Origin of the sequence: Paenibacillus violae (assembly GCF_032461945.1) — a bacterium.
Classification (GTDB): domain Bacteria; phylum Bacillota; class Bacilli; order Paenibacillales; family NBRC-103111; genus Paenibacillus_E; species Paenibacillus_E violae.
On record NZ_JAWCUD010000002.1, the window covers coordinates 910,531 to 933,425 of the forward strand.

Annotated in this window: 14 protein-coding genes; 1 reads left to right on the forward strand and 13 read right to left on the reverse strand. The window is 49.6% G+C overall.

Annotated features, from left to right (window positions below):
• Positions 1-126 precede the first annotated feature (126 nt).
• The 5 genes from RQP52_RS11300 to rsgA all read right to left on the reverse strand — a co-directional run bounded on the left by RQP52_RS11300 (position 127) and on the right by rsgA (position 2,834).
• Entirely contained in the window at positions 127-570 is a 444-nt protein-coding gene (locus RQP52_RS11300) for a GatB/YqeY domain-containing protein (RefSeq protein WP_127451853.1), read from the reverse strand.
• Positions 571-578: 8 nt separating this feature from the next.
• Positions 579-752, reverse strand: coding sequence for a 30S ribosomal protein S21 (rpsU, locus tag RQP52_RS11305; RefSeq protein ID WP_029195880.1), 174 nt, complete (start codon positions 750-752; stop codon positions 579-581).
• 114 nt (positions 753-866) lie between these two features.
• Positions 867-1,217 (reverse strand): histidine triad nucleotide-binding protein, encoded by a 351-nt coding sequence (locus tag RQP52_RS11310; RefSeq protein ID WP_315951460.1) that lies wholly within the window; start codon positions 1,215-1,217, stop codon positions 867-869.
• A 162-nt stretch (positions 1,218-1,379) separates the two neighbouring features.
• Positions 1,380-1,691, reverse strand: a complete 312-nt coding sequence (locus tag RQP52_RS11315; protein ID WP_157321668.1) for a hypothetical protein — start codon at positions 1,689-1,691, stop codon at positions 1,380-1,382.
• 84 nt (positions 1,692-1,775) lie between these two features.
• Positions 1,776-2,834 carry a ribosome small subunit-dependent GTPase A gene (gene rsgA / locus RQP52_RS11320; protein WP_315951461.1) on the reverse strand — a complete coding sequence of 353 codons (1,059 nt, stop codon included), beginning with the start codon at positions 2,832-2,834 and terminating at the stop codon, positions 1,776-1,778.
• A 193-nt stretch (positions 2,835-3,027) separates the two neighbouring features.
• Here rsgA and RQP52_RS11325 point away from each other — a divergent pair, with 193 nt between their 5' ends.
• Positions 3,028-4,950, forward strand: a complete 1,923-nt coding sequence (locus tag RQP52_RS11325; RefSeq protein WP_315951462.1) for an FAD-dependent oxidoreductase — start codon at positions 3,028-3,030, stop codon at positions 4,948-4,950.
• 69 nt (positions 4,951-5,019) lie between these two features.
• Here the strand turns inward: RQP52_RS11325 and RQP52_RS11330 are convergent, their stop codons facing one another.
• The 8 genes from RQP52_RS11330 to RQP52_RS11365 form a co-directional block, all read right to left on the reverse strand.
• Complete coding sequence (locus tag RQP52_RS11330; protein WP_315951463.1) at positions 5,020-6,966, reverse strand: stalk domain-containing protein; 1,947 nt, start codon at positions 6,964-6,966, stop codon at positions 5,020-5,022.
• Positions 6,967-7,093: 127 nt separating this feature from the next.
• Entirely contained in the window at positions 7,094-8,191 is a 1,098-nt protein-coding gene (locus RQP52_RS11335) for a chymotrypsin family serine protease (RefSeq protein ID WP_315951464.1), read from the reverse strand.
• Positions 8,192-8,313: 122 nt separating this feature from the next.
• Entirely contained in the window at positions 8,314-11,778 is a 3,465-nt protein-coding gene (locus RQP52_RS11340; RefSeq protein WP_315951465.1) for an SMC family ATPase, read from the reverse strand.
• Positions 11,765-12,952: an exonuclease SbcCD subunit D gene (locus tag RQP52_RS11345; protein ID WP_315951466.1), complete on the reverse strand. Its 1,188-nt coding sequence runs from the start codon at positions 12,950-12,952 to the stop codon at positions 11,765-11,767. Before RQP52_RS11345 ends, RQP52_RS11340 begins: the two co-directional genes overlap by 14 nt.
• Before the next feature lie 15 nt (positions 12,953-12,967).
• Positions 12,968-16,930, reverse strand: coding sequence for a helicase-exonuclease AddAB subunit AddA (addA, locus tag RQP52_RS11350; RefSeq protein ID WP_315951467.1), 3,963 nt, complete (start codon positions 16,928-16,930; stop codon positions 12,968-12,970).
• 25 nt (positions 16,931-16,955) lie between these two features.
• The gene (gene addB / locus RQP52_RS11355; protein ID WP_315951469.1) at positions 16,956-20,483 is read right to left on the reverse strand and encodes a helicase-exonuclease AddAB subunit AddB; all 3,528 of its coding nucleotides are present in this window, start codon (positions 20,481-20,483) and stop codon (positions 16,956-16,958) included.
• 181 nt (positions 20,484-20,664) lie between these two features.
• Positions 20,665-21,783, reverse strand: a complete 1,119-nt coding sequence (locus RQP52_RS11360; protein WP_315951521.1) for a citrate synthase/methylcitrate synthase — start codon at positions 21,781-21,783, stop codon at positions 20,665-20,667.
• A 637-nt stretch (positions 21,784-22,420) separates the two neighbouring features.
• The coding region (locus tag RQP52_RS11365) for an IS3 family transposase (RefSeq protein ID WP_315951470.1) at positions 22,421-22,895 on the reverse strand (475 nt) is incomplete at its 5' end.

Below are 22,895 nucleotides of genomic sequence, written 5' to 3' on the forward strand. Positions count from 1 at the left end.
TTCCTGATTGTTCCTTATCATTAATATGTACGTCTTACCCAACAAACTGTTTCATTTTGCAGGAAAATAAAAAGACCGAGAGGATATTATATCCGCTCGGTCTTGTCATTCAAACATAATTAAGTATTATCCCAATAATTGTTGGACCAACTGATTTATAAGTTTACCATCAGCGCGCCCTTTAACCTGTGGCATCAATGCCGTCATCACTTTGCCCATATCCGCTTTGGAAGAAGCACCAATTTGCTGGATGGTCTGCTGTACAATGGCTTTCACTTCTTCCTCAGAAAGCTGTTGCGGCATGTACTCAGCTAGAATGACAAGTTCCGCCTGCAGGTTCTCGGCCAGATCATCTCTGCCGGCCTTCGTAAATTCTTGGAGGGAATCCTTACGCTGCTTGATTTCACGAGTTAGTACGTCAAGCACTTCATTGTCATCTAAGGATCTTTTCAGATCAATCTCAGAATTCTTAATTGTTGATCTAACCATTCGAATTACAGAGAGTTTGAACTTGTCCTGACTCTTCATCGCTTGCTTCATATCTTCGTTCAATCGATCGCTTAAGCTCATATTGCCTCCTAGAACTTTCTCTTGCGAGCAGCCTCAGATTTAAGCTTACGCTTAACGCTAGGCTTGTCATAATGTTTACGTTTCTTAACTTCTGCTAGAATGCCATCCTTAGCGATGGAACGCTTAAAGCGACGAAGTGCAGCATCTATAGTTTCGTTCTTACGAACTCGAGTTTCTGACAACAGATTTCCCTCCCTCCGAACAGACCATCTAGGATCAAACGGTTCATCAAATCTCATTATAGGTGATAGTAATTAGGGTGTCAATCGAATAGTTAGGTTTCCAAAAAGTTGATCCTAATTATGAACTCCCAGAGGAGCTAAACGCGCCCCGCCCATCAAGTGATAATGGATATGGTGAACAATTTGTCCCGCATTTGCACCGACATTTGTGATGACTCGATAACCTGACTCTTCAACGTCTAGTTCTCTAGCAACTTGCGCTGCGGCCGCTTGCATTTGCCCAATAGTAGACCAGTCTTCCGCTTGGGCATCCGCTAGTGAGGCGATGTGTTTCTTAGGAATAATAAGCACATGGATCGGGGCGGCAGGTTGAATGTCATGAAATGCTAGAATATCCTCATTCTCAAATACCTTTTTTGAGGGTAGTTCCCCCGCAACAATTTTGCAAAAAATACAATCACTCATAAATGGGCTAGTCCCTCCACTTTCTTAAACATCTATACGTTTAATTTTATCGGAAACGCGTGAAAAAATCCAACCCATTCCGTCCTATTACAAGGAACAATAGCAAAAAAAAGAAACCCCGCAGCTGCAAGACGAGATTTCTCGATAAAATTTGGATTTCTATTAGTAATATGGAAGTAGTGATAAAGCTAGTAAGCCGGCTAATGGCAGTACTTGCCTTGCAAATCTCCGGCGTCCAAATCCATATCCGTAACCAGGGTACGGGTAGCCATAATACGGAAACGGATAACCTCCGTAAGGCAGGAACGCTCTCATTTGTTCATGATCCATACCGCCGATTGGCACAGCTAAGTATAAATTGTCATCATCCACATTTTCGACAATGCCATCATAAACAGCACCGTTCGTCATCGTTACACTGACATAACGGTACATATGTTTTTTGCAAATCTCATGAATTTCAGGATGTTTCATGGGCTCATGCCTCCTTTTTTCTACAGCATATTCAGCTCTAGGCAAAAGGCTACTTTGCTCACATGAAGGATTTGCAAAAACATCTTAGCGGTTGATCTGGCTTTTTAAAGACTGATGGATCTTCTTCCATTTCGCTTTCTCAGCTGCTTGAAGACCTTTATCTTCTTTGCGCGCCAAATAAGCGAGCTCCTTCTGCAATTTTACATAGTTAGAAAATCGTTCTTGCGGAAGTGTGCCATCCTCCAAAGCGCCTTTCACAGCACATTTGGGTTCATTCTCATGTCTGCAATCTTGGAAGTAACACTGCTCTGCCAGCTCTTCAATGTCTTGAAAGGAAGTGCTCAAACCCTCGGACGCATCCCAAAGCTGCAACTCACGCATGCCGGGCGTGTCGATAAGGATTCCTCCCCCAGGCAGCGTTATCAATTCACGGTGAGTCGTCGTATGCTTCCCTTTGTCATCGCCTTCACGAATATCTCCGGTTTCTAAAATTTCTTTGCCGTAAATACGGTTCACTAAGGTAGATTTGCCTACACCTGAAGATCCGAGCAGCGCGACTGTTTGACCGAGTGTTACATAAGCAGCCAATTCTTCAAGTCCTCTGTTTTCAGCAGAACTGATGATATGAATAGGTACGCCTACCGCAACTGCCGCTACCTCTGCCGCCAATGCTTCCGGATCTTCGCATAAGTCCGCTTTACTAAGGACAATAACGGGATTAGCCCCGCTTTCCCAGGCGAGCACTAAATACCGCTCTATACGCCGAACATTAAAATCAAGATTTAACGCAGTAACCAGAAATACAGTATCTATGTTAGTAGCGACAATTTGCTCCTCCGTGACTTGACCGGCAACTTTCCGGGAAAACTTACTCTTACGCGGCAGAACAGCATGGATGGTTGCTCGTTGTTCCTCTTCACGCACAGAGACAACAACCCAATCGCCTACAGCGGGGTAGTCTTCTCGGCGAACGGCGAGATGGCGCATCTTCCCTGAAACCTCTGCCAGTGCTTCACCGGATTCCGTTTGAACGCGGTACATATGTTTATGTTCCAAGGATACACGTCCTGCTTGGTATCCTTCTTCCAGATAAGGTTCGAATGCTTTTTCAAAAAATAAATTCCAGCCTAATTCTTCTTTCATCAAGTGTTAAATTCATCCTCTCATGTCGTTCTAATAAGAAGTATAGACTACGGATATCACCATCACACGGTAAACAATCATTTAGATTATTTTTTCCTACAAACAATTTATACATCGGTCAATTCACTTGTAGACTATCGGTCTAATTTTGCATATAATAGGAATAAATCGATAGTTGGAATGGAGTGAGCGGATGAGCCAATTCATGAGGGCAACCACCCGCAAAAAGCGTGATGTCATGATGGACGTCGCCTTATCGATGTTTATGGAAAAAGGTTACGAGAACGTGTCTGTTGATGACATTATCGCAGCAACCGGAACGTCCAAAGGCACTTTTTACCATTATTTTAAAAGTAAAGACGCCATCATCGCTGACCTTTACAGCAAACAAATCCAACTGATTCAGGAATGGGTGAAAATGACTCCTTCCAAGGTGCAGTCGCTTGAAGGGCATATCAACCGCCTATTTTTAGACTTAGCGTCTAATATTCGCGTTTCACCACTTCTCATCCGTAGTTTACAAGCCTTATCCTTACAAAATGAAACCGTAAAAACGGAGGAACAGCGTCAGCTGAATGTACTCTCTGAGAGCTTGCTGCATTGGCTGCCTGAACCAAAAAAAGTAGAACTGCTCGTGTGCATGTATAACGGCACAATTCGAACTTGGTGCAACCAGGAGCATTCTGATTTAGTCGATATGATGAAAAACAACTTAGCTTGGATGTGGGTGGGCATTCGTGTAAGCGAGCCTAACGCACCGCTGCAGCTAGAACCAGTCCCCAAGGAGGAACACAAAATGAAAGTAGCTATTATTGGTGGAGGCCTAGCCGGATTAACCGCGGCCGCTTATTTATCGGAGAATCCGCATATTGAAGGTATCCTTTTTGAGCGCAGTCCGCAGCTTGGCGGTCGTGCATTTACTTATGAAAAAGCAGGATTCACACTTAACTACGGCGCGCATGCCATTTATGGAATAGATCGTCATACCATCACGAACATGGAGCGAGAATTGGGTTTGTCTTTCTCATCCAAGCAAGTTGATAAACGAAAGGTCGTTTATGCGAAGCATAATCAACTGACTACCGCTCCGCTAGATGCCATCAACCTCCTCAAAACGGATTTGCTTAGCACAGCGCAAAAAGTCCGATTCGTCGGTGAAATTGCCGCCATTATTGCAAACATCCATAATCTGAAGAATTATGCTACTTTAGCTGATTATCTGGCAGAATCCAATGCGGACGAGGATGTCAAAGAACTGTGGGAACATCTCGTTTGCTCCAACTTCTTCATCACCCCTGAAGATGCGCGCAATGTATCCGGCGCAGTGATCAGCGAGTACTACCACAACCTGTTCCTTTCTTCAAAACCGGTTAACTATATACTTGGAAGCTGGGCCGTCATCACCAACCAACTTAAGCAAAAGCTCACTACTTCAGGCAGATGGGAAATCGCCATTCAAGAAGGCGTGGAAAGCTTGCGTTATGCAGATCGGAAATTCGTTCTTCAAACGAAAAACCGCGAAGAAGCTTTTGATAAAGTGATTTTCGCCATGCCGGTACAGCAAGTCGTTAAGTTGTTGAAAGGTACCGCTTGGGAACCATTCTTGGCGCCATATGAGTCCAATACGGCAACTGAAGTTATGGTATACGACGTAGGACTTAGCAAGGTGGTTGCAAGACCGTTCAGCTATATTAGCGACATGGACAACAAGCTCTTTATCAGCGATGTTTCCGCAACGGATCACACGTTAGTGCCGGAAGGCGGACAATTGCTGCAGGGTATCGCCTACTTGAGCGATCAATTCGAAAGTGACGAACAACGCAAATCCTATCTCGACAATAAAAATACGCAGATGGAAGCTTTGTTCGATAAGCATTACCCGGGCTGGCGCGATTTCACCGCGGTGAAAAGGGTGTCCAAGAAAGCGATGGTATCCAGCGTGAAAAACATTTCAACGAACCATCTCCTCCCTATTCGGGTGGAAAATGTACCTTTCTACTTCTGCGGAGACGGTTGTACGGGCAAAGGGGAACTCGCAGAACGCGCATTCTCAAGCGCACGCACAGCTGCCCTAGCGGTTGTTCAAGAAGTAGAGCAAGCTCTTCAAAGTGTATAAGACTTGATATGAAAAACGGCTCCAGCACTGACGTTAAGTCAAAGCTGGAGCCGTTTTTGTTACTGGATTCTATTTGGTTGAAATCGTAACGGTTCGACTGCTTCCATCCCAAGCCACTTTGCCGCCAAATGTTTCTCCCACGAATCTGGCTGGAGCAAGTGTATAGCCGTTTACAAGCCGCGCGGGCTCTTCCAGCTGAACGGCTTTACCGTTCACATATACCGTTTTCTGATCCAGCGTTAAGCGTACAGTTGTGTTTCCTTTTTTGGCGTTCACTGTTCTTGTCGCCGCTTCGTACTCCACTTTCGCACCCATGGCTTCAAAGATGGCGCGAAGAGGTGTTAGCGTAGATCCATTTACGATGGCAGGAGCCTGCTCAAAAACCTGATCTTTTCCGTCAATTTCGACAGACACCTGAGACGATATGCCAAAAGTACGCAGGGAGACTTGCTTACCTGCTTTGTTCAACACACGGATTTGAAGAACAGAACCTTCAGGAACTTCTCCAGCACGCATTTCCAATCCATAGGGCAGTTCAGTCTGAGCAGCAATGACTCGTCCATTGAGGATATATTCGACTTTCCCGATGTAAACCTCGGGTATCTTGATAAAAGGTACGAATTTGTTTTTCTTCGTAAAGGACTGATGATCCGCATCGACCGGTACATACCCAACCCCATCTGCTGGCTGAGCGGAATCGCTCACTTTCGAGAGCAAATAGGGATTTGCAATCAGTTTGGAATAGTAATTTTGAACATCTGAGGAACTGGACAGGGAGTAATCGTTTTTGGCATTATTCATTCCCTGATTCACATTAAAGTAAGTAATTGCTTTTAACCTTGGATATTTGTAGGGCATAATTTCATATAGCCGCTGTAAATTCAGCTTCGCCCATTCCGTAAAATCTTCTCCAGCCGTGTGCTGGTAGTGCGGAACTCCCGTTTCACTAAGCATTAACGGCTTGCGATCAGAGTACGTATTGTAGAGCCTTGTCAGTCTCTCTACATTGCTTGTAGCTAACATGGAAGGCAGCGACGGGTCCCCGTTTTCGTAAGGCTCAATATATAAACTGACGCCCACCCAGTCGACATAGTCGTCGCCCGGATAATAGGGATCGATATCATTCGCAGGAACGTCCCCAGGGCTCCATACCATCGCCACATTCGGCGCCTCAGCCGCAAATACATCATGCAGCATGCGGAATTTCGCTATATATTGAGCGGGGTTCCCGTGCCATTTGACCCAAGCGCCATTCATTTCGCCCGCAAAACGCAAAAAGATCGGGATACCCGCGGCTTTCGCATCCTGCGCCCATTTGCGCAGATACGCGCCATCCGCTACCGGGTCCAAACCATCATCAGGCTCCCAAGCGATCTGCAGCGCGCCGCCTGCATCCTTGGCTCTTTTCGCGTACATAGCCGGAAAGTTTTGCCCCCAATGCGCATAGGCCAAATAAATTGCGTGCTTTTTACCGTATACAGATTCCGTCTTCGAAAAGGTGTTGCCCACTTTGGGATCCTGTTCCGCATACATCCCCAGATATGTACCGAAGGCAGGTTCAAACTTGGCCAATTTGCCGTTTGGAGGTACTGTTAGCTCCCGAATAGCGGACTGATCGCGCTCCTGTCTATATAGCTCAACAGTTGTCCGAATTTGATCCGCACGCTGCAGCTTAACGGCTCCCCAATCTCGGCCCGCTTTGACCCAATACTCATTTTCCAGCTCGTAATCAGGAATGGCTTGTTCATAATCTCCGGTGACATCGAAATAGGAAGCTAATTTCCCGTAAAAAAGCGCTGCATTCTCCCATTCACCGGAGCTCGCGTAGTGATCCGCAAGAAACTGCCAGTGCGTGACAGCCTCCGCCTCATTGCCGCCGGCAACCAGCGCTTCCGCTTTCTGCCAGTGATCCCATACGATATCTGCATGCACAGGCGCAGGCGAGCTAGCCAAACTGGCAGCCAATACGCCAACAACGAGCGACATGATGCTGATTCTTTTATATAATTTTTTCAAGAAAAAATGACTCCCTTCAGCCTTCTGGTAAATGTCATGCCTATACTTCATACGTACACATGACCGGAAAGTAGCACTATCAGAAAAAAAAGAACCGGAAAGGACTTGCATCCTTTCCAGCTCTGTCTTACTTCGAAATAGCGCGCACAGCGCGAATACGTTTGCGTTGTCCTACAGAAAGAGGCTTCACGAGAGTACGACTTCCTCGAGCCGCATGTCCTCTAATTACGCCTGCTTTGAATGTGCCTTTGGCCGCAGGAACAGCCGTCCTCACCCCATAGCGGGACATGACGACATCGATCGGGTTACTAATGGAAAGCATGCCATTATCACTCCCGGCGAAATTAAGCCCCGCAGCAAAGTTGTCACTGGAACGCAGCCATACCGATCCGGAATCCCCCGGAAGGGAAACTGGTCCTCTAGTACCGCGAATGACCAATTGATTACGGAATGTCAGAACGCCAAGTGTCCCTCCATAAGTCACGCGCACGTCAGCATGATTAGCTTCAATCGTTCCTCTGACAAATCCGCTTGTACGGCCTGACTTCATCAATTGCAACCCGACGGGGTAAGTGTTCACATGACCTGGCACTGTAATCAGCCGACCGGATGCACGGATTAAATATCTTGGATTCAGCAAGCTGTTCGAAGTTGGTTTTGCAAGCGCAGAATCCTGGAAATTGACACCGTTAGGGATTAATTTGGTGAACTCAAAAAGCCTTCCAAGCGTATCTGCTGGCGCTTGACCGCCGTCCGCGGGACCAGGTTGTACGGTTGTGACTGACGCTGATGTGTTATTTTTGACCAGTACATGGTTATTGCTCAAAATATACAGCTGATTGTTCTTCGTTACGATAAGGCCGCCTGTTCCTGTAGAATCCGGATCCACTTTCCCCAAGCTTACACCACCGGGAACAGGACGATGTTTACCTTGATAGCCGCCTATTTTCGCTGCTTTCGGTTTTGGAGCTGCTACATGCCGTTTGAATTCGCCAGCAGAAACAAAACGAATAGGTACTGACGAACCCGCTTTGGCAAGCGTGCCTTTGAGGCTGTTCATACTAGAGGGAACGATTTTCTTCTGGGTGTACACGATGACACCTGAACCTAGCGCAGGCTTGCTTGGGTCCATATAACCAACGCCAACTGCAACAACTTCCGCACGCTTCAACAAAACAGGTGAAATTCTATTCTTATGTTTCAAAGCCTCATGAAAAGTAGCCATTCACCATTCTCCTCTTCGTAAAAGATGTAGCAGTGTATGCCAACTTGTACGAATCGGCTTGATGATTTTACCTACGGTATAGGAAAGGAGGCTAAAAAAGGCATATCGTGAAAGCTTGTGCGCTATTGCTCCTCAAGCACAATACGGCTTCCACGCCCGGACGGCTCCGCCGGTTGAACAATTAATTTGCGGGCTAGACGAGCTCGCAGCTCCGGCACGTGAGAAATGACGCCAACCGCCAAGCTGTCCATATGAAGTTTTTCCAAAGCGCCAATGACCATATCCAGCAATTCCTGATCCAAAGTACCGAAGCCTTCGTCAAGGAAGAAGAATTCCAACGGATATTCGCCTTTGAGCTGAATTTGCGCAGAGAGCGCAAGCGCCAGGGCTAACGAAGTCAGGAAGGTTTCGCCGCCAGACAGTGTGCTAACCGGGCGCTTGACACCTCCATTGGCATCATCACGGATGACAAACCCGCCGCCTGAGTCGACTTCAATCGCATACCGTCGTCGCGTCAATTCACCCAGCCGCTCAGAAGCAGCGCGGCTGACCTGCATCAGCTGCTCTTCGGCCAAATACTCGACGAAGGCGTTCGCCTTCAGCACGGCTTGCAGCTTGCCAAGCCGTTCCAGCTGCTTCGCCTGCTCCGCGCGCTGCGCTTCGAGCTCGCACCAACGCGCGTGCCGCGCCGCTAGCTCGCTGGCGCCTTGGACCGCCTTGGCCCGCGACTCCAGCGCAGCCTCCGCAGCGGCCTTCGCGGCGCTCAGCAGCGCCTGCGTCTGCGCCCACGCGTCCACGCTCAGCGAGCGGCCCTGCAGCTTCGCTGCCAGCTGCGCCAGCTGGGCGCGCAGCGCCTGCTCGCGCTCGCGGTGCTCCGCCGCGAGCTGCGCCCACTGGCGGCGCTGCTCAGGCGCCAGCGCCGCAGCTTCGGCGGCTTCGCGCGACGCGAAGCCGTTCTCCGCGAGCGCGCCGCTCAGCGCGCGCTCCGCCTGTGCCAGCTGCCGCGCGGCAGCGGCAGCGGCTTCGGCGGCGGCGCTGTAGCGCTGCGCCGCCAGGGACTGCTCGCGCTGAGCGGCAGCGTGCGCGAGCTTGGTTTGCTGCGCGGCGAGGCGCAGCTGCTCCAACGCGGAGGTCGCCTCCGCGATGAGCTGCGGCACAGCCGCGCCGGGCGCGCGCTGCGCGAGCTGCCGCGACTTGTCGGCGGCGAGCTGCGCAAGGCCCTGCAGGCGCTCGTGCAGCTGCAGGGCGGTCCGATCCTGCTCAACGACGGCACGCTGAAGCTCCTCAATCTTCACGATCAGCTCATCCAGAAAGGGGACGCTTTTCTCGATGCGTGCGCGAAGCTCCTCAGCTAGCCTTTCTTTGGCCAGCAGTTGTTCCAGTTGCCGGTCAATCTCTTCCCAAGAAAGCTCAGAATATCTAACCTGCCACTGCTTCAATTGTTCGTTCATTGTGGTTTGGACAGCAGTCAGTCTAGTTTCCGCTTCAGTTAATAGACTCGCAGCTGCTTGCTGCTGCGCGGCGGTTTGCACAGTCTGTTGTTCTAGCGCACTATACTCTTTGGATAAAACTTGAAGCGACTTTTCGAGTTCATCGGCACGGGAGATAATCGCTTCCCATTCTTTTTCCATTTCCATCCATCGATGTTCCAAGCCAGGGAGTCCAGTTCCTTCATGTGACTCAGCCACACGGAGAGAGACAGCTCCTTCCAGAGCTGCCGCCGCTTCCTTCCATACTTGCCCAACTTCGTGGTCAGCCAGCGGAGATCGTGATGGTTGCGACGCCAATTCAACAGCTTGCTGCATAACAGCTGTCATTCGATTCAAACGCTGCTCATGGGTATATAATCGCTCCTTAACCCGTTGAAGCAGCGCTTCCCCTTGTTGAAGCTGCAACTCGATGTCTTCTCCATTTTCCGTTTCTGCCGATGGTATGTGCTTGGAAGGATGCTCGGTTGCTCCGCACACAGGACAATGTTCTCCATCCGTTAGCTCACCTGCCAATATAGCCGCCAGCGCATGACGTTCTTGCCTTTTCCAACGCTGCTTCATCTGCACCAGCTCGTCTTGCAAAACAGGAATAAAGGCATGAGAAGAAGCATTCTGCTGCTGCCCCTCCGAGCTCACTTCACTTGAACGTTGGATCCATATGTGCAGCCTGTCCATCATGGCTTTCCGCTTATCTGCTACTTGCAATTGATCATGCTCAATCGCAGCGTGTGAACGAACTCGCTCTTCGAACGCCTTTTGAGCGTCTTCCTTCTGCTGCTGGAGCTGTTCAATCGCCTTTTTCTCCTGAAGCGCTTTATGTAACAGCTGAGTAGTCGCCGTATTGGTCTCTGCCAACTTGAGTTGTTCCTTCAGTTCCGTTTGTTTCAAAATCGCCTTCTGCTTCGTCTCGTTGCTCTTCTTAAGATCCATTTGCAGCGCAGCTAACGTTGTTTTCACTTCATTTTCTTGCTGCTGGGCAAGGTTTACTTGCTGGCCAACTTGATCCAGCTCCTGCTGAATAACAAGAGCCTGCTGCAATTGGTCTAACCGCAATAACAGAGGACCTTCCTTCAACGAAAGCTCTTGCTGAGCTTGCTCATATCGTTCCGTCGCTTGTTGGTACGCTGCCTCTGATGCTTGTTGGCTCACTTTCGCAGCCTCCAGCTTCGATTGGCCGCTTTGTACATCCTTGACAGCTAACACATGCTGTTCCAAATAAGGCTTAACTTTCTCCGCTCTCTCCGCATATCCCAAGAGAAGCTCTTTCTCGCGTATTTGCGGCTCTAGTTCCTGCAATTTTTGCGCTTCCGATTCAAACACAGTTTGCTCTTGCTGCCAGTGATAAATCTGCTTGTGCTCCTCGTAACACTTTTCCTGTTCACTCAAATGCAGGCGGCTCCTCACCGCTTCACGTTCAGCTTCTTGAAGCCGCTCATTCGCTGCTTGCAGCGCTTGCTCCGAGGCGTCGCCTAAGCCTATCTGTTCGGCCGCCAGCTGTTTCACCAGGCTATCCGTTTCTTTCACTTTGGAGCTTACTTTGGCGCTCAACTGATCCCCGTATTGTTCGAGATGGAAAAGCCTTTGCAGCATTTGTCTGCGATCTTTGCCTGTCAGCGTCAGAAACTCCGCGAATTTCCCTTGCGGCAGCACGACGGCTCTCGTAAAATCCTGCATAGACAACCCCAGAATATGCAACACTTTCTGATTGACTTCACCCGCTTTGTCCGCAAGTACAATCGTTTCCTTGTCCTGCAAATGCAATAATCTGGCGATCGTTCCGTTAATGGACATTTCCGTGCCACGTTTGAATTGTCGCTCTACCCGATAACGTTCTGTACCCGCTGCATTCGTGAGCTCAAAAGTGAAAGAGACGAACAGCGTCTGCTCCGCATGATTCATGATCGCTTGCGTGCCGCCGCTGGCCCGCTCGACTTTACCGTACAAAGATAACGTGATGGCATCGAGAATGGATGATTTCCCACTCCCTGTCGGTCCAAAAATACCGAACACACCCGCTCCTACCAGCTGGTTAAAATCAATCGTTTGCAGTTCCCGATAGCTTTGGAGCCCGGACATTTGCAGCTCAATTGGACGCATATTCAGGTCCTCCTAGTTGTTCCTTTTCCTCCAGCAGCTCCAAGAACAGCCGAATCAGCTCCGGCTCTGGCTGGGCGCCTCCGGTTTGCCGGGAGTAGAAGCGTGTGAAGTGCTCCTCCATGGACAAATCCGCCTTCGGCGCTGCTGCCCTGACAGCCTCCATCTCCGGATAAATCGGCCGAATGTGTATGAAACCGTCATACGCTTTGCGTAGCGATTGAATTTGTTCGATTGACATCGCTTCCGTCATGTTGATCTCCAAGTCGATCCATGCGGAAGCATCCCGTTTCTCTTCCAACCATTGGTGAACTTGCCCAATCCCCTCTTTAGCTTTCCAACTGACGAGCGGACGTCCAGAGGTCAGAAAAATTTCCTTCGGCTCAGCCGCCTGTCCAGGCTGCAGATCGAGCACGGTTACGGATTTGGCTTGTCCGGCTTCCGAGAAGCTATAGGCAATTGGCGATCCGCAATAACGGATAGGCGAAGCTGCTTTTACATTTTGCGGCCGATGCAAATGACCTAGCGCCACATATTGCGCCCCTGCTGTCAGCGCTGGTGTATCTACGGTATACGCGCCGCCCACTTGAATCGGTCGTTCCGATTCGGTTTCGAGGCCTCCGAGCACGTAGAGGTGACTCATGATCAAATTAACCGTCCCCGCTTCAAAAGCAGCGGCCTGTTTACGAATAAGCGCCCCCACTCGTTCGGAATACTTGCTCCGCAGCGCTTCCTCCTCCGCTACGTCTGAGAGCAGCTCCTTGAGACGCGACTCCGATGGATACGGCAGTGCAATAAGACGAGCCAGCTCCCCGGTTCGAGGGATTCCTATGGATTGGATATCAGGAACAGGCAAGCCGATTAAAGTGATGTTTTGTTTGCCCGCAAGTGGTGCAGCTGCAGCAACGCGATCCGGATGGTCATGGTTGCCTGCGATGATGGCTACATGACGTTTACCGCCATCGGCGAGACGTGCCATACTCTCATAAAAAAGCTGTTCCGCAGCTGCCGGAGGATTCACACTGTCATAGACGTCACCGGCGATTAAGACCAAGTCAATCTCTTGGTCTTGTACAATACCTACCAGCTCATCCACAAAAGCGGATTGCTCCTCCAGACGGCTTCGTCCTTCCAACGTTCGGCCAAAATGCCAGTCACCCGTGTGTAAAATTCGCATACCTCATCCTCCATCTTACATTTCGAGCAGCTTCGCTCCATCAAAGAAATACAGAAACTTTCCATTTACCGGACGTTTCCAAATATGTTCCACAGCACGCGTGTAGAGTGAAATTTGCTGCTCATACCGCAGCTTCAACTCCTCATCGCTGCTGCCTTTCACTGCATCCGTTTTATAATCAACCAGAACCAGGCCGAGTTCATCCTCGAATAAACAATCGATGACCCCTTGAATCAGTACCGTTTCACCGCTCGTGGAACGATTTGTTCCCGTATAAACCTCGTCTGCGTGCAGCCCATAGCTGAAAGGCACCTCACGCTGTACATTCCTGGCCTGAAGCATCCGTTGTCCAACTCCGGTCTCGAAGAAGCGCAATACAACCGGGATATCCACCACTTCACTTTGTTCAGCGGTCAACGTTTGTTTCGTTAACATCTCTTGCAGTGTCCCCCGAATGCTTGCCTCCGTCGGTACTTCCTGCAGGGAGAGATTTTGCATGACGGCGTGAACGACAGTTCCTTTTTCCGCTGCTGACAGCTTCTTCTCTTCCATAAATTTAGGCCTGCGCCAAATCATGGACCTTCCGTTCCCGGAAGTCTGCGTCGTAGCTCCTGGAGCAATGACTTCTGTTGCAACCGGCATTTCCATCTCATCGGAGATTCGATTCAGCTCCGACAACCGCTTCATTTCGGAAACCGTCGTCTTCGCAAAAAGTTTAGGTGCTTCAGGGTACGAATACGACCATGACAGCCGATCATCCAGCCATTCCTGCCACTCACCTGACGTCGTTACGGTCTCAATCCGGCGAATGCTTTCCATTCGGTCTCCGTCGGGGGCCAAGTTTGACTCTTCCAGCACTTCATCCGATAGCAAGCTTTCAGGCTTAATAATCGTCAACTTCCATGCCGAAGGATCTTCCAATAACCGTACTCCTGAAGAAGCTTCGCTAATGCCCAAACGCTCTCTCCAGAGACCGGCGTGAGGATGCCGCAGCAGTGCCGGACCCACCCAGTCCAGATAACTTTTGGCTTTCGCCAGTTCAAAATCAGGCAAATACCATTCCGTTCTGGACAGATGCCTGCCCCAACCGCGCAAGAGCTTATCCAATGATTTGACAGTCCCAAGCAAATAAAGTTTTTCTCTTGCTCTTGTCAATGCGACATAAAGCACCCGCATTTCTTCTGCAAGCAGCTCCAGTTTCATCCTTCTTTTAATCGCAAGGGAAGGCAGGGTTGGATAGCTTACACGCAATGTTGTGTCTACAAAACGCGGGCCGAACCCAAGCTCTTTATGCAAAAGAAACGAATCGTTCAGATCCCGTTGGTTAAACATTTTGGCCATCCCCGCCACGAAAACAACAGGGAATTCCAGCCCTTTACTTTTATGAATCGACATGATCCTTACAACGTCTTCTTGTTCTCCGAGTGCACGCGCTGTGCCTAGATCCCCGCCGCTCTCTTTCATTCTTTCAATAAAGCGAAGGAATCGGAATAACCCGCGCAAGGATGTGCTTTCATATTGTCTGGCACGATCGTACAACGCCCTTAAGTTGGCCTGCCTTTGCACGCCGCCCGGCAAACCGCCTGCGAAATCGTAGTAACCTGTTTGTCTGTAAATATGCCAGATTAAATCCGCCAAAGAGCCTTGTCTCGCCTCGGTCCGCCACGTTTCCAGCATCTCCAGGAAGTAGTTCAGCTTTTGCAGCAAAATCTCATTTTCTTCGGTCTTCTCGCTGCCAGCGGTTTGCAGCACAGAGTCGTAGAAAGGCACCGATTTATCTGCAATGCGAATCTGTGCCAAATCTTCGGCCGTTAACTGAACCACCGGTGACCGTAATACAGCAGCAAGCGGTACATCCTGATACGGGTTATCGATGACTTTCAAAAGGGATAACATGACTTCCACTTCTGTTGCGGAAAAATATCCCGTACTTAGCTCTGCGTAAGCAGGTATGCCCATCTTTTTGAGTTCTTCAATGAGGATAGGCGACCACATCTGCGTGGCGCGCAGCAGGATGACGATATCCCGGTACGTGACAGAGCGGTCACCGCCGGTTCTTTTATCAAATACTTGAAAAGCTTCCTTGCCGCCGGTGCCCATCAGCCCCTGAATTTGGCGAGCGATGGTTCGCGCTTCTAATTGCGCGGTTTCCAGCTCCTGCGCTTCCAAAACGGGATCAACAGCAGCACCTTCGGGTGAAGCTTCGGCATTTATCTCTTCACTATCTTCCGAATCAGCTGAATAAGATTCACTCGGGTCGGGTGCATCTGTTCCTCGATCAATGATCAGCATCTCGACGGAGCAATCCGAGGCAGATGGCGGATATCCCGCTCCATAGACGAGCTCAGCGCGCTCATCATACGCGACTTCGCCTACGGTTTCGTTCATCATTTGTTTAAAAATAAAATTGACTGCGTCCACGACTTCGATACGGCTGCGGAAGTTACGCGCCAAATCGATTCTCCCGCCTGCGGATGATACTTCTGATGGCTCATCTTTATTAGAGCGATAAGCTTTATATTTCTCAAGAAAGAGCCCCGGCTCTGCAAGCCGGAATCGGTAAATACTTTGCTTCACATCGCCAACCATAAATCGATTACCAGGGTTTGCGTTCGAAATCAATTCCACAATCGCTTCCTGCACACGATTCGTATCCTGATACTCGTCGAGCAAAACTTCAGCGAATTGCTTCCGATAAGCCTGCGCTGCCTCAGATGGCACCAATTCACCGGGGATGGAGCCAGGCGCACTTAGAATTTGTAAGCAGTAATGTTCCAAATCAGCAAAATCAATCAAGCCTTTCGCTTGTTTACCTGCCTGATAACGATGCCCGAAATCCGCAACCAAATCTACTAACGTATGCAAAAGCGGCGCCATGTCGGCAATTTCCTGATGGAATTGTTCCGGGGTTCGGCCGAACAGCTCCTCTTGCATTTTGTTAATTTGCTCTTTGACTTTATTGCGGAGCTCTTTGACTTCTTCCTGAAGCGCTTTGTCGTAGTCATCGCCTTTGCAGGCTTTGAGTTTGCCAAACTCGACGGTTTGAAAACCCCGATACAGAACGGACCATGGGTAAGTGGTCGTCTCCAGCAGGTTATTTACGAGCAGTAAATCCTCTCGCAAGTTGTCTAAATAAGGAGCTGGCCCGCCTGGCGAATCAGCGATCTCTATCGCCTGCCGCAGCAAGTCGGCGGCTCCTTCCAATTCCAAAACCAGGTCGCGGATCAGACTTTGCTCCCAGATCCCGTAGTCTGCCGGCGCCGACGCAGCGGCAACATATGGCAGCGCCTCCTGTATAACGGCGGCTGCCTCATCCGGCACCTCCTGCGGCGCAGGCTCCGGAGCCCCAAACATTGAAGCCGTCGCTCTGAGCCAATGCTCCGGCCACGGATGACTGCGCGACACATCATACAGCTTCTGAATAAGCTGCATGATTGCGTCGTCGTTCCGCTCGCCGCTAAACGAATCCACCAGCCGCCAGAAGGCGCTGTTCTCTCCGCTTACGGAGTAATATTCCTCAAGCATCTCGCCTAGCAAATCTTGGCGCATCAGTTCCGCTTCCGTCTCATTCGCGATCCGGAAGCCGGGATCAAGACGAATGAGGCTGAAGTAACGCTGCACAACTTCCAAGCAGAAGGAGTGGAGCGTTGTAATTGAGGCGCGCCCCATCAGCGCGATCTGCTTACGCAAATGCTGCGAATGCGGCTGTTTCATCAGTTCTTTCTCCAGCGCTTCGCGTATGCGATGCTTCATTTCCGAGGCCGCCGCTTTAGTGAAGGTTGCGACCAGCAGCCGGTCTACATCGATGGGCTCCCATTCATCGGAAATTCGCCGGATAATTCGTTCCACAAGTACGGCGGTTTTTCCTGATCCGGCCGCAGCGGCAACGAGCATATTTTGACCCTTGAGGGTAATCGCGTCCCATTGATCGTCCGTCCACGTACTGCCGGGAGGCTTGGGCTGTTGTTGTTTATTCACTTCGTTGCACTCCTTTCCGTCTTCCTCACGGGCTAACATTTTGCTCCAATTCGGACCAGAGCTGGTCTTTCCCCCGCTGTCTCAGAACGTGGATTTCATTGCCTTCAAACAACGGATCAAACTGACAAATCGATTTATAAGAGCAGTGCAAGCAGGCTGTTTTTTTGCCTAGCCGGTAGGGAGCAATGTCGACATGACCATCGGTAATGCTCGTTCCTATTCCTTTTACTTGCTTGCGCACGTATTTCCTAAGCGTGTCCCACTGTTCATCCGTGGCGACGGAGGAGCTTGAATAGAAGCTTCCGTCCTTCTTCAAAGCAACTGGAATAAATTGCGAGTGCCCCGCGCTTTTTAACAGCTCACTATCCATCAATCCAGCAACTTCAGCGTCGGCCGTGATCAAACCTTTCATTTTAAAACGTTTCCGAAGTTCTTTCTCGACGGCCGCAGGGTCCAGCGCATTTTTTTGCTGCAGCATCGGGTTATGCACATGGAAATAAAGTACGCCCGCCGGCTTCGCCGCAATGCCCAGCCAACGCTCTGCGTGTGTAATAATGACATCCAAGTAGGTGAGCATTTGCAGCGATAGCCCATAATACACTTCAGATAACTGCAAAGAAGTTGAGCTTGATTTGTAATCAATGACTCGGAGCAATACGCCTTGCTCGCCATCCGCCCGGTCCACCCTGTCGATACGACCAATGATTTCCATAGTGCAGCCATTCTCTAAATCAAAGGTTAAAGGCGGCAGTTCTTTGCCCGGGCCGAAGTCGATTTCCAGACCTAACGGTTCAAACTGGCCCTGTTTCGCATGTTCACCTAAGACAACAGCCGCTCTGCCCACAACTTGCTTCAATTTTCTCGCGATATAGGCATATCTGCTGGAACTGAGCAAAATTTCCCCTTGCAGTCTCGGGGCAAGCTCGTCCACAACCTGTGCAGAACGCTCCATGCATTCTTCTGCTGACAGCGATCCCCAATCCAGTTGATCCTGCTGCAATCTTTGGACAAATTGGTTCAATGCGGCATGAAACAATTGCCCGATATCCGGGGCATCGAGACGGTAGACGCGTCTTTCCTGCAGCCTCAAACCGTGGGATACAAAGTGGGAAAACGGACATGCTACATATTTTTCCATACGTGAGACACTCGCCCGCAGATTTTGACCGTATAACAGCTTGCTCGTTTTGGAAGATATTTTGTTCTCTTTATTCGTGTAACGCAGGGCCTGAACGACGGATTGCAGCTTCATCTGCCACTCGGGCTTATCTGCATACCAGTTGTAGGTCTCCCACCACAAATCCGCCATGCGGCCGCCTAGCATCCAGTGCTTCATGCGCACAGCCAAATAGGAGATCGCCTGATTCGGATGCGCCATATAAGCTGCCTGCTCATTATCCGGAGATTCAGGAGCCGGTTCAGCGAGCAATAGCGGTGTCTCAGTCCCGGGAAATAGTTGACGCATTTGTTTGATCAGCTCGGATGGCAGCAGCGATTTGCCCTCTTCATCTGCCAGTGGATAGCTCATCCACAGTCGTTTACCAGGCACGGTTAACGACGTATATACGATAAATTGCTCATCCAACAGCTTGCGCCGGCTTCCATCCGCCAACGGAAGACCGGATTCCATCAGAACACTCCGTTCCGCTTCCGTCAGAACCCCTTTTTCCGGCATTTGGGCAGGGATTACGCCATCGTTCACACCTAATATGTAAGCATAACGAATACCGCTTGAGCGGGTCCGATCCATGCTGCCAATCAATAATTGATCCATCGAAGGCGGCACTAACCCTAGCTTCATGCTTTCCATGCCGGTCTCTACGAGGCTGTTAAAAATCTCAAGGGACAGCTCATCGTCCCCCATTGTCTCTACGAGCTGATCCAGCATCTCCATGACACTGTTCCACATTTGGCCATGCTCACGGGCTTTCTCCGGCTTGCCTTCCTGAATCGCTTGCTGACTCCAAGCTTCCAATTTTTCGGGAGCCTGTACCGAAATGAGAAGTTCATATAGAGCCTCAACTTGCGCTTTCACTGACCCGGCTTGCTGCAAACGTATGGCAAAAGCAAGAAGCGGCCTAACCACCCACTCTTTGCTTCTATTCAAAGCGGCTAATTCAGCCGTATGCTCTTGTACACCTTCATCGGCTTCTTCCAGATTGGCCCGGAACTTGTAGCTCCATGGCTTACCATCCGTCCACCTGTAGCCTTGAATACCGAAAGCAAGCACATAGTTTTCCAGCTTATCCAACTCTGTTCGCTGATCGGCCGCCTCGCTCGGCAGAAGTAAATCCGTTTTGACGCAGCGGAATACGGCATCATAATGCCAATTGTGCTGGACAACCTCCAGCGCCGAACGAATAAATTCAACCAGCGGGTGATGCAAAACGGTCCTCTTCTGATCAAAAAAGTGCGGTATTTCGTAGTCGGTCAGTACCGCTTTTAATAAATCCTGATAGCCTTCCATATTTCGAACCATGACGGCGATTTCACGCCAACGCACGCCATGCTCACGAACCAACTGCAGCATATCCCTCACAGCGCCCTCTACTTCAGCACGGCGGTGGACAGCCTCTGCAATCACGAGCTGATCGCTAGTTTTCTCATGTGCTGCCGGTTTATAACGCTGTGCTCCACCGCCAATCCGACGGTCGAAGTTGCGTTCCAAATATCCCAGCAACGGACTATCGTCATAACGTGGCGAACGGTCCGGCGCAAGAAGTTGAACCTCGGCTGCCGGCAATCCGAGCTGCCAAATAAGCTCCTGCAGCCGAACCATCGTCGTTGCCGTAGGGTGAAATAAATCCAACTCATCCGGCGCATCCCCGGCTTGCAGCTCCCGATCGAGGCACAACGTAATCGTCACCTGCTTGCAGGTCGAAAATAACGCGCCAAGCACGGCAAACTCCTGCGGTGTAAAACCATGAAAGCCATCAATCCAAACCGAAGCGGACCGCAAATAAGCGGAGTTCGGAATCTGCTCTGCCAGCAGGGTTAAATAATCTTCACCGTCCAAATACTGCCGGGACAGCTCGGATTCAAATTGGCGGTAAATCAGCTGAATGTCATGCATTTTATCTCGAAGCAAACCGCTCTCCCCAAGTACGGAAGCCCGTTTCTGCTCGTGCTCTTCGAGCTGCTTAGCCGTTACACAATACCTTTTCATCTCCGTAAAAAGTTGGTTCAAACGATCTACAAAACCCATTTGCTCAGCCGAGTGGCCAAATAAGCGGAGCTTTTCTTTCTGTTTATGTAAAATGCTTGTAAGCAGCAATTTCTTCCCCATATCATCAATCGGCAGTCTCGCTGTACCGCCTTCTTCTTGCATGACACGCCATGCCAATCGGTGAAAACTTAACACTTGGGCGCGAATCATCCCCCGAATGCCGGGATCGGACACAATGGCATGCTCTGCCTGAAAGGTTGCCTGCTCCGGCACTAATAGCACGAGCGGGTCACCCTCCGGCTCTACCGCCAACTGCTGTTTCATTTCTATTAAACAACGTTCACTTTTTCCGCTGCCGGCTCTGCCGATCACGAAACGAATAGACATACAGGGCCTCCTTCAAGCTGATCTCAAAAGATATCAATCTTATCTATTCTATCATACTTTTGGTAGAAAAGAGGCGTGGCAGATGATGGGCTTAAGCTGGCATAACAAAAAAAGCCTTCCGCCACTTACATGCATAGACATGATTGGGAGGATGGCTTTTCATATGAAAAGTTTTAGCCGGTTAGGGATTATTTCGCAGCGACGAAGGCAATTCGCCGATATAGACGGATTGCGGCCGAAAAATACGATTACAACTCGCTTGTTCCAATAAATGAGCCGTCCATCCTACCATTCTACTCAGCGTAAAGCTAGGTGTGAAGAGGGACGTCGGAAGCGCAATAGCCCGCATCACGGCTGCAGCATAAAATTCTACGTTCACGTACAATCTCCGGCCAGGCTTATATTCATTTAGCAGCTCGACAGCTACCTTTTCTACGTGGATGGCCAAATCGAACCAGGGATCCTCAGCAGCTAACTCGGTCATGAGCTGGCGAAGCGCTTCCGCTCTGGGATCGTTCGTTTTGTAAATGCGGTGACCAAAGCCCATGAGTTTTCGACCCGCCTTCAGCTCATCACGCAGCCACGTCTCCGCCTTCTCTTTGTCTCCAATCGCATCCAGCATATGAAGCACTTCCGAAGGCGCTCCTCCGTGCAAGGGCCCTTTCATTGCGCCTATGGAAGCGCAGAGCGCAGAAGCAAGATCGGATTGTGTGGATAACACAACACGTCCGGCAAAGGTGGAAGCGTTCATCCCATGCTCCATCGCTAAAATCAAATAGGCTGTTAGAACCTTCACATGAACCTGCTGGGGCACGGAACCTGTCAGCATGTACAAATAGTTGGCCACATGATCTAACTGCGGGTCAGGATCGATGGGCACTAACCCTTGCGATCTCCGATAGTGATAAGCAATGATTGTTGGCAGCATGAGGGTATTCGCAAGAATCCGCTCAAAATGCAGTGGCCATTCAGCCTCCTGATGGCTGATTGTACCTAAAACAGAGGTAGCTGTGCGAAGTACGCTCATCATTTCACTTTCCTTGGGCAGCAGATCCAGTACCGCCTTCAGTTCGGCAGGTATGCTGCGTTGTTCAGCCCATAGTTTTTTTGACGCGCCAAGCGCATCCGTGGAAGGAAGCTCACCATGCCACAATAAATAGGCGACTTCCTCAAAACTGTTGTACAAGGCAAGCTCCTTTGCCTCGTATCCGCGATAAACCAGAACGCCATTCTGACCATCGACCAAGGACAATTCTGTTTCTGCTGCTATAATGCCGTCCAAACCGGTTACGGATGCCATCTCGTCATTTTCCTTTCGCTGTGAAGTGTGAAATCGCTTTACTTCATCATATTCGGAAATGACATGTTCATCCAATTCGTATTTTCTTTCGTTATGATAAATGAAATATTTCACCATTATAATCATGATTACATTTATTTATACATTAAAAGTAGTGCCACTCTTTGCTGTTTTAGGATTTATTCACTGGATGAAATCCAACGAACACTGTGATTTAATAGCTCAATTATTGATCTCACTGGATAAAATCCAATGAAATCAGTTAATCGTGGTGTTGTAGCGCCAAATATTGCCGTTTCGTTGGAATTTGTCCAATGAAATGAGCAATTTAGAGTTACTTTTGGCGTTTTCATTGGATTTCATCCATTGAGGTTGCGCTGAACATAGTTCCACCCCAATTTTCACATGAAATTGGGTGGTTCTCTATGATCTCAATGATATGGAATCCCTAATTCCAAGAAAGAATCCTATTATGGGGTCACTAAAGGGAACTAGAGTCCGCTATTTTCAGAAAAAGGAGCCTGATGACAGCTAAGCGGAACTACAGGCCTCTATTCCACGAATTTCGACCGAAATGCCTGTCGCAGGGGTCAGATTGGACCTCTGTCAAGAAAGTAAACACATCATTAAGTGACGATCACGCAGTTTCTGAAAAGGTCGCCGCAAACTGAACAGGCGAAACATAGCCGAGGGAGCTATGAACTCGTTTGCGGTTATAGAAGAATTCAATATACCGAAAAATGGCTTCGTATGCCTGGTGCTTGGTTTTGAATTTCGTGCAATAAATAAGTTCTTTCTTTAAAATGCTGTGGAACGACTCTATGCAGGCATTGTCGTAGCAGTTCCCTTTGCGGCTCATGCTGGCTTGCATAGAGTATGAAGCTAGCTTTTCTCTGTATTCTTTAGAGGCATACTGTGATCCACGATCGGTATGATGAATAAGTCCCTTAGCTGGCTTTTTAGCTTGATGAGCGGCTTCTAGAGCGCTTAGAGTGAGCTCTGTTGTCATTCGATCATGAAGTCGCCAGCCTACAATTTCTTTGGTGCACAAGTCCAAAACACTTGCTAGATACAGCCGGCCTTCTCGACACGGGATATACGTAATGTCTGCC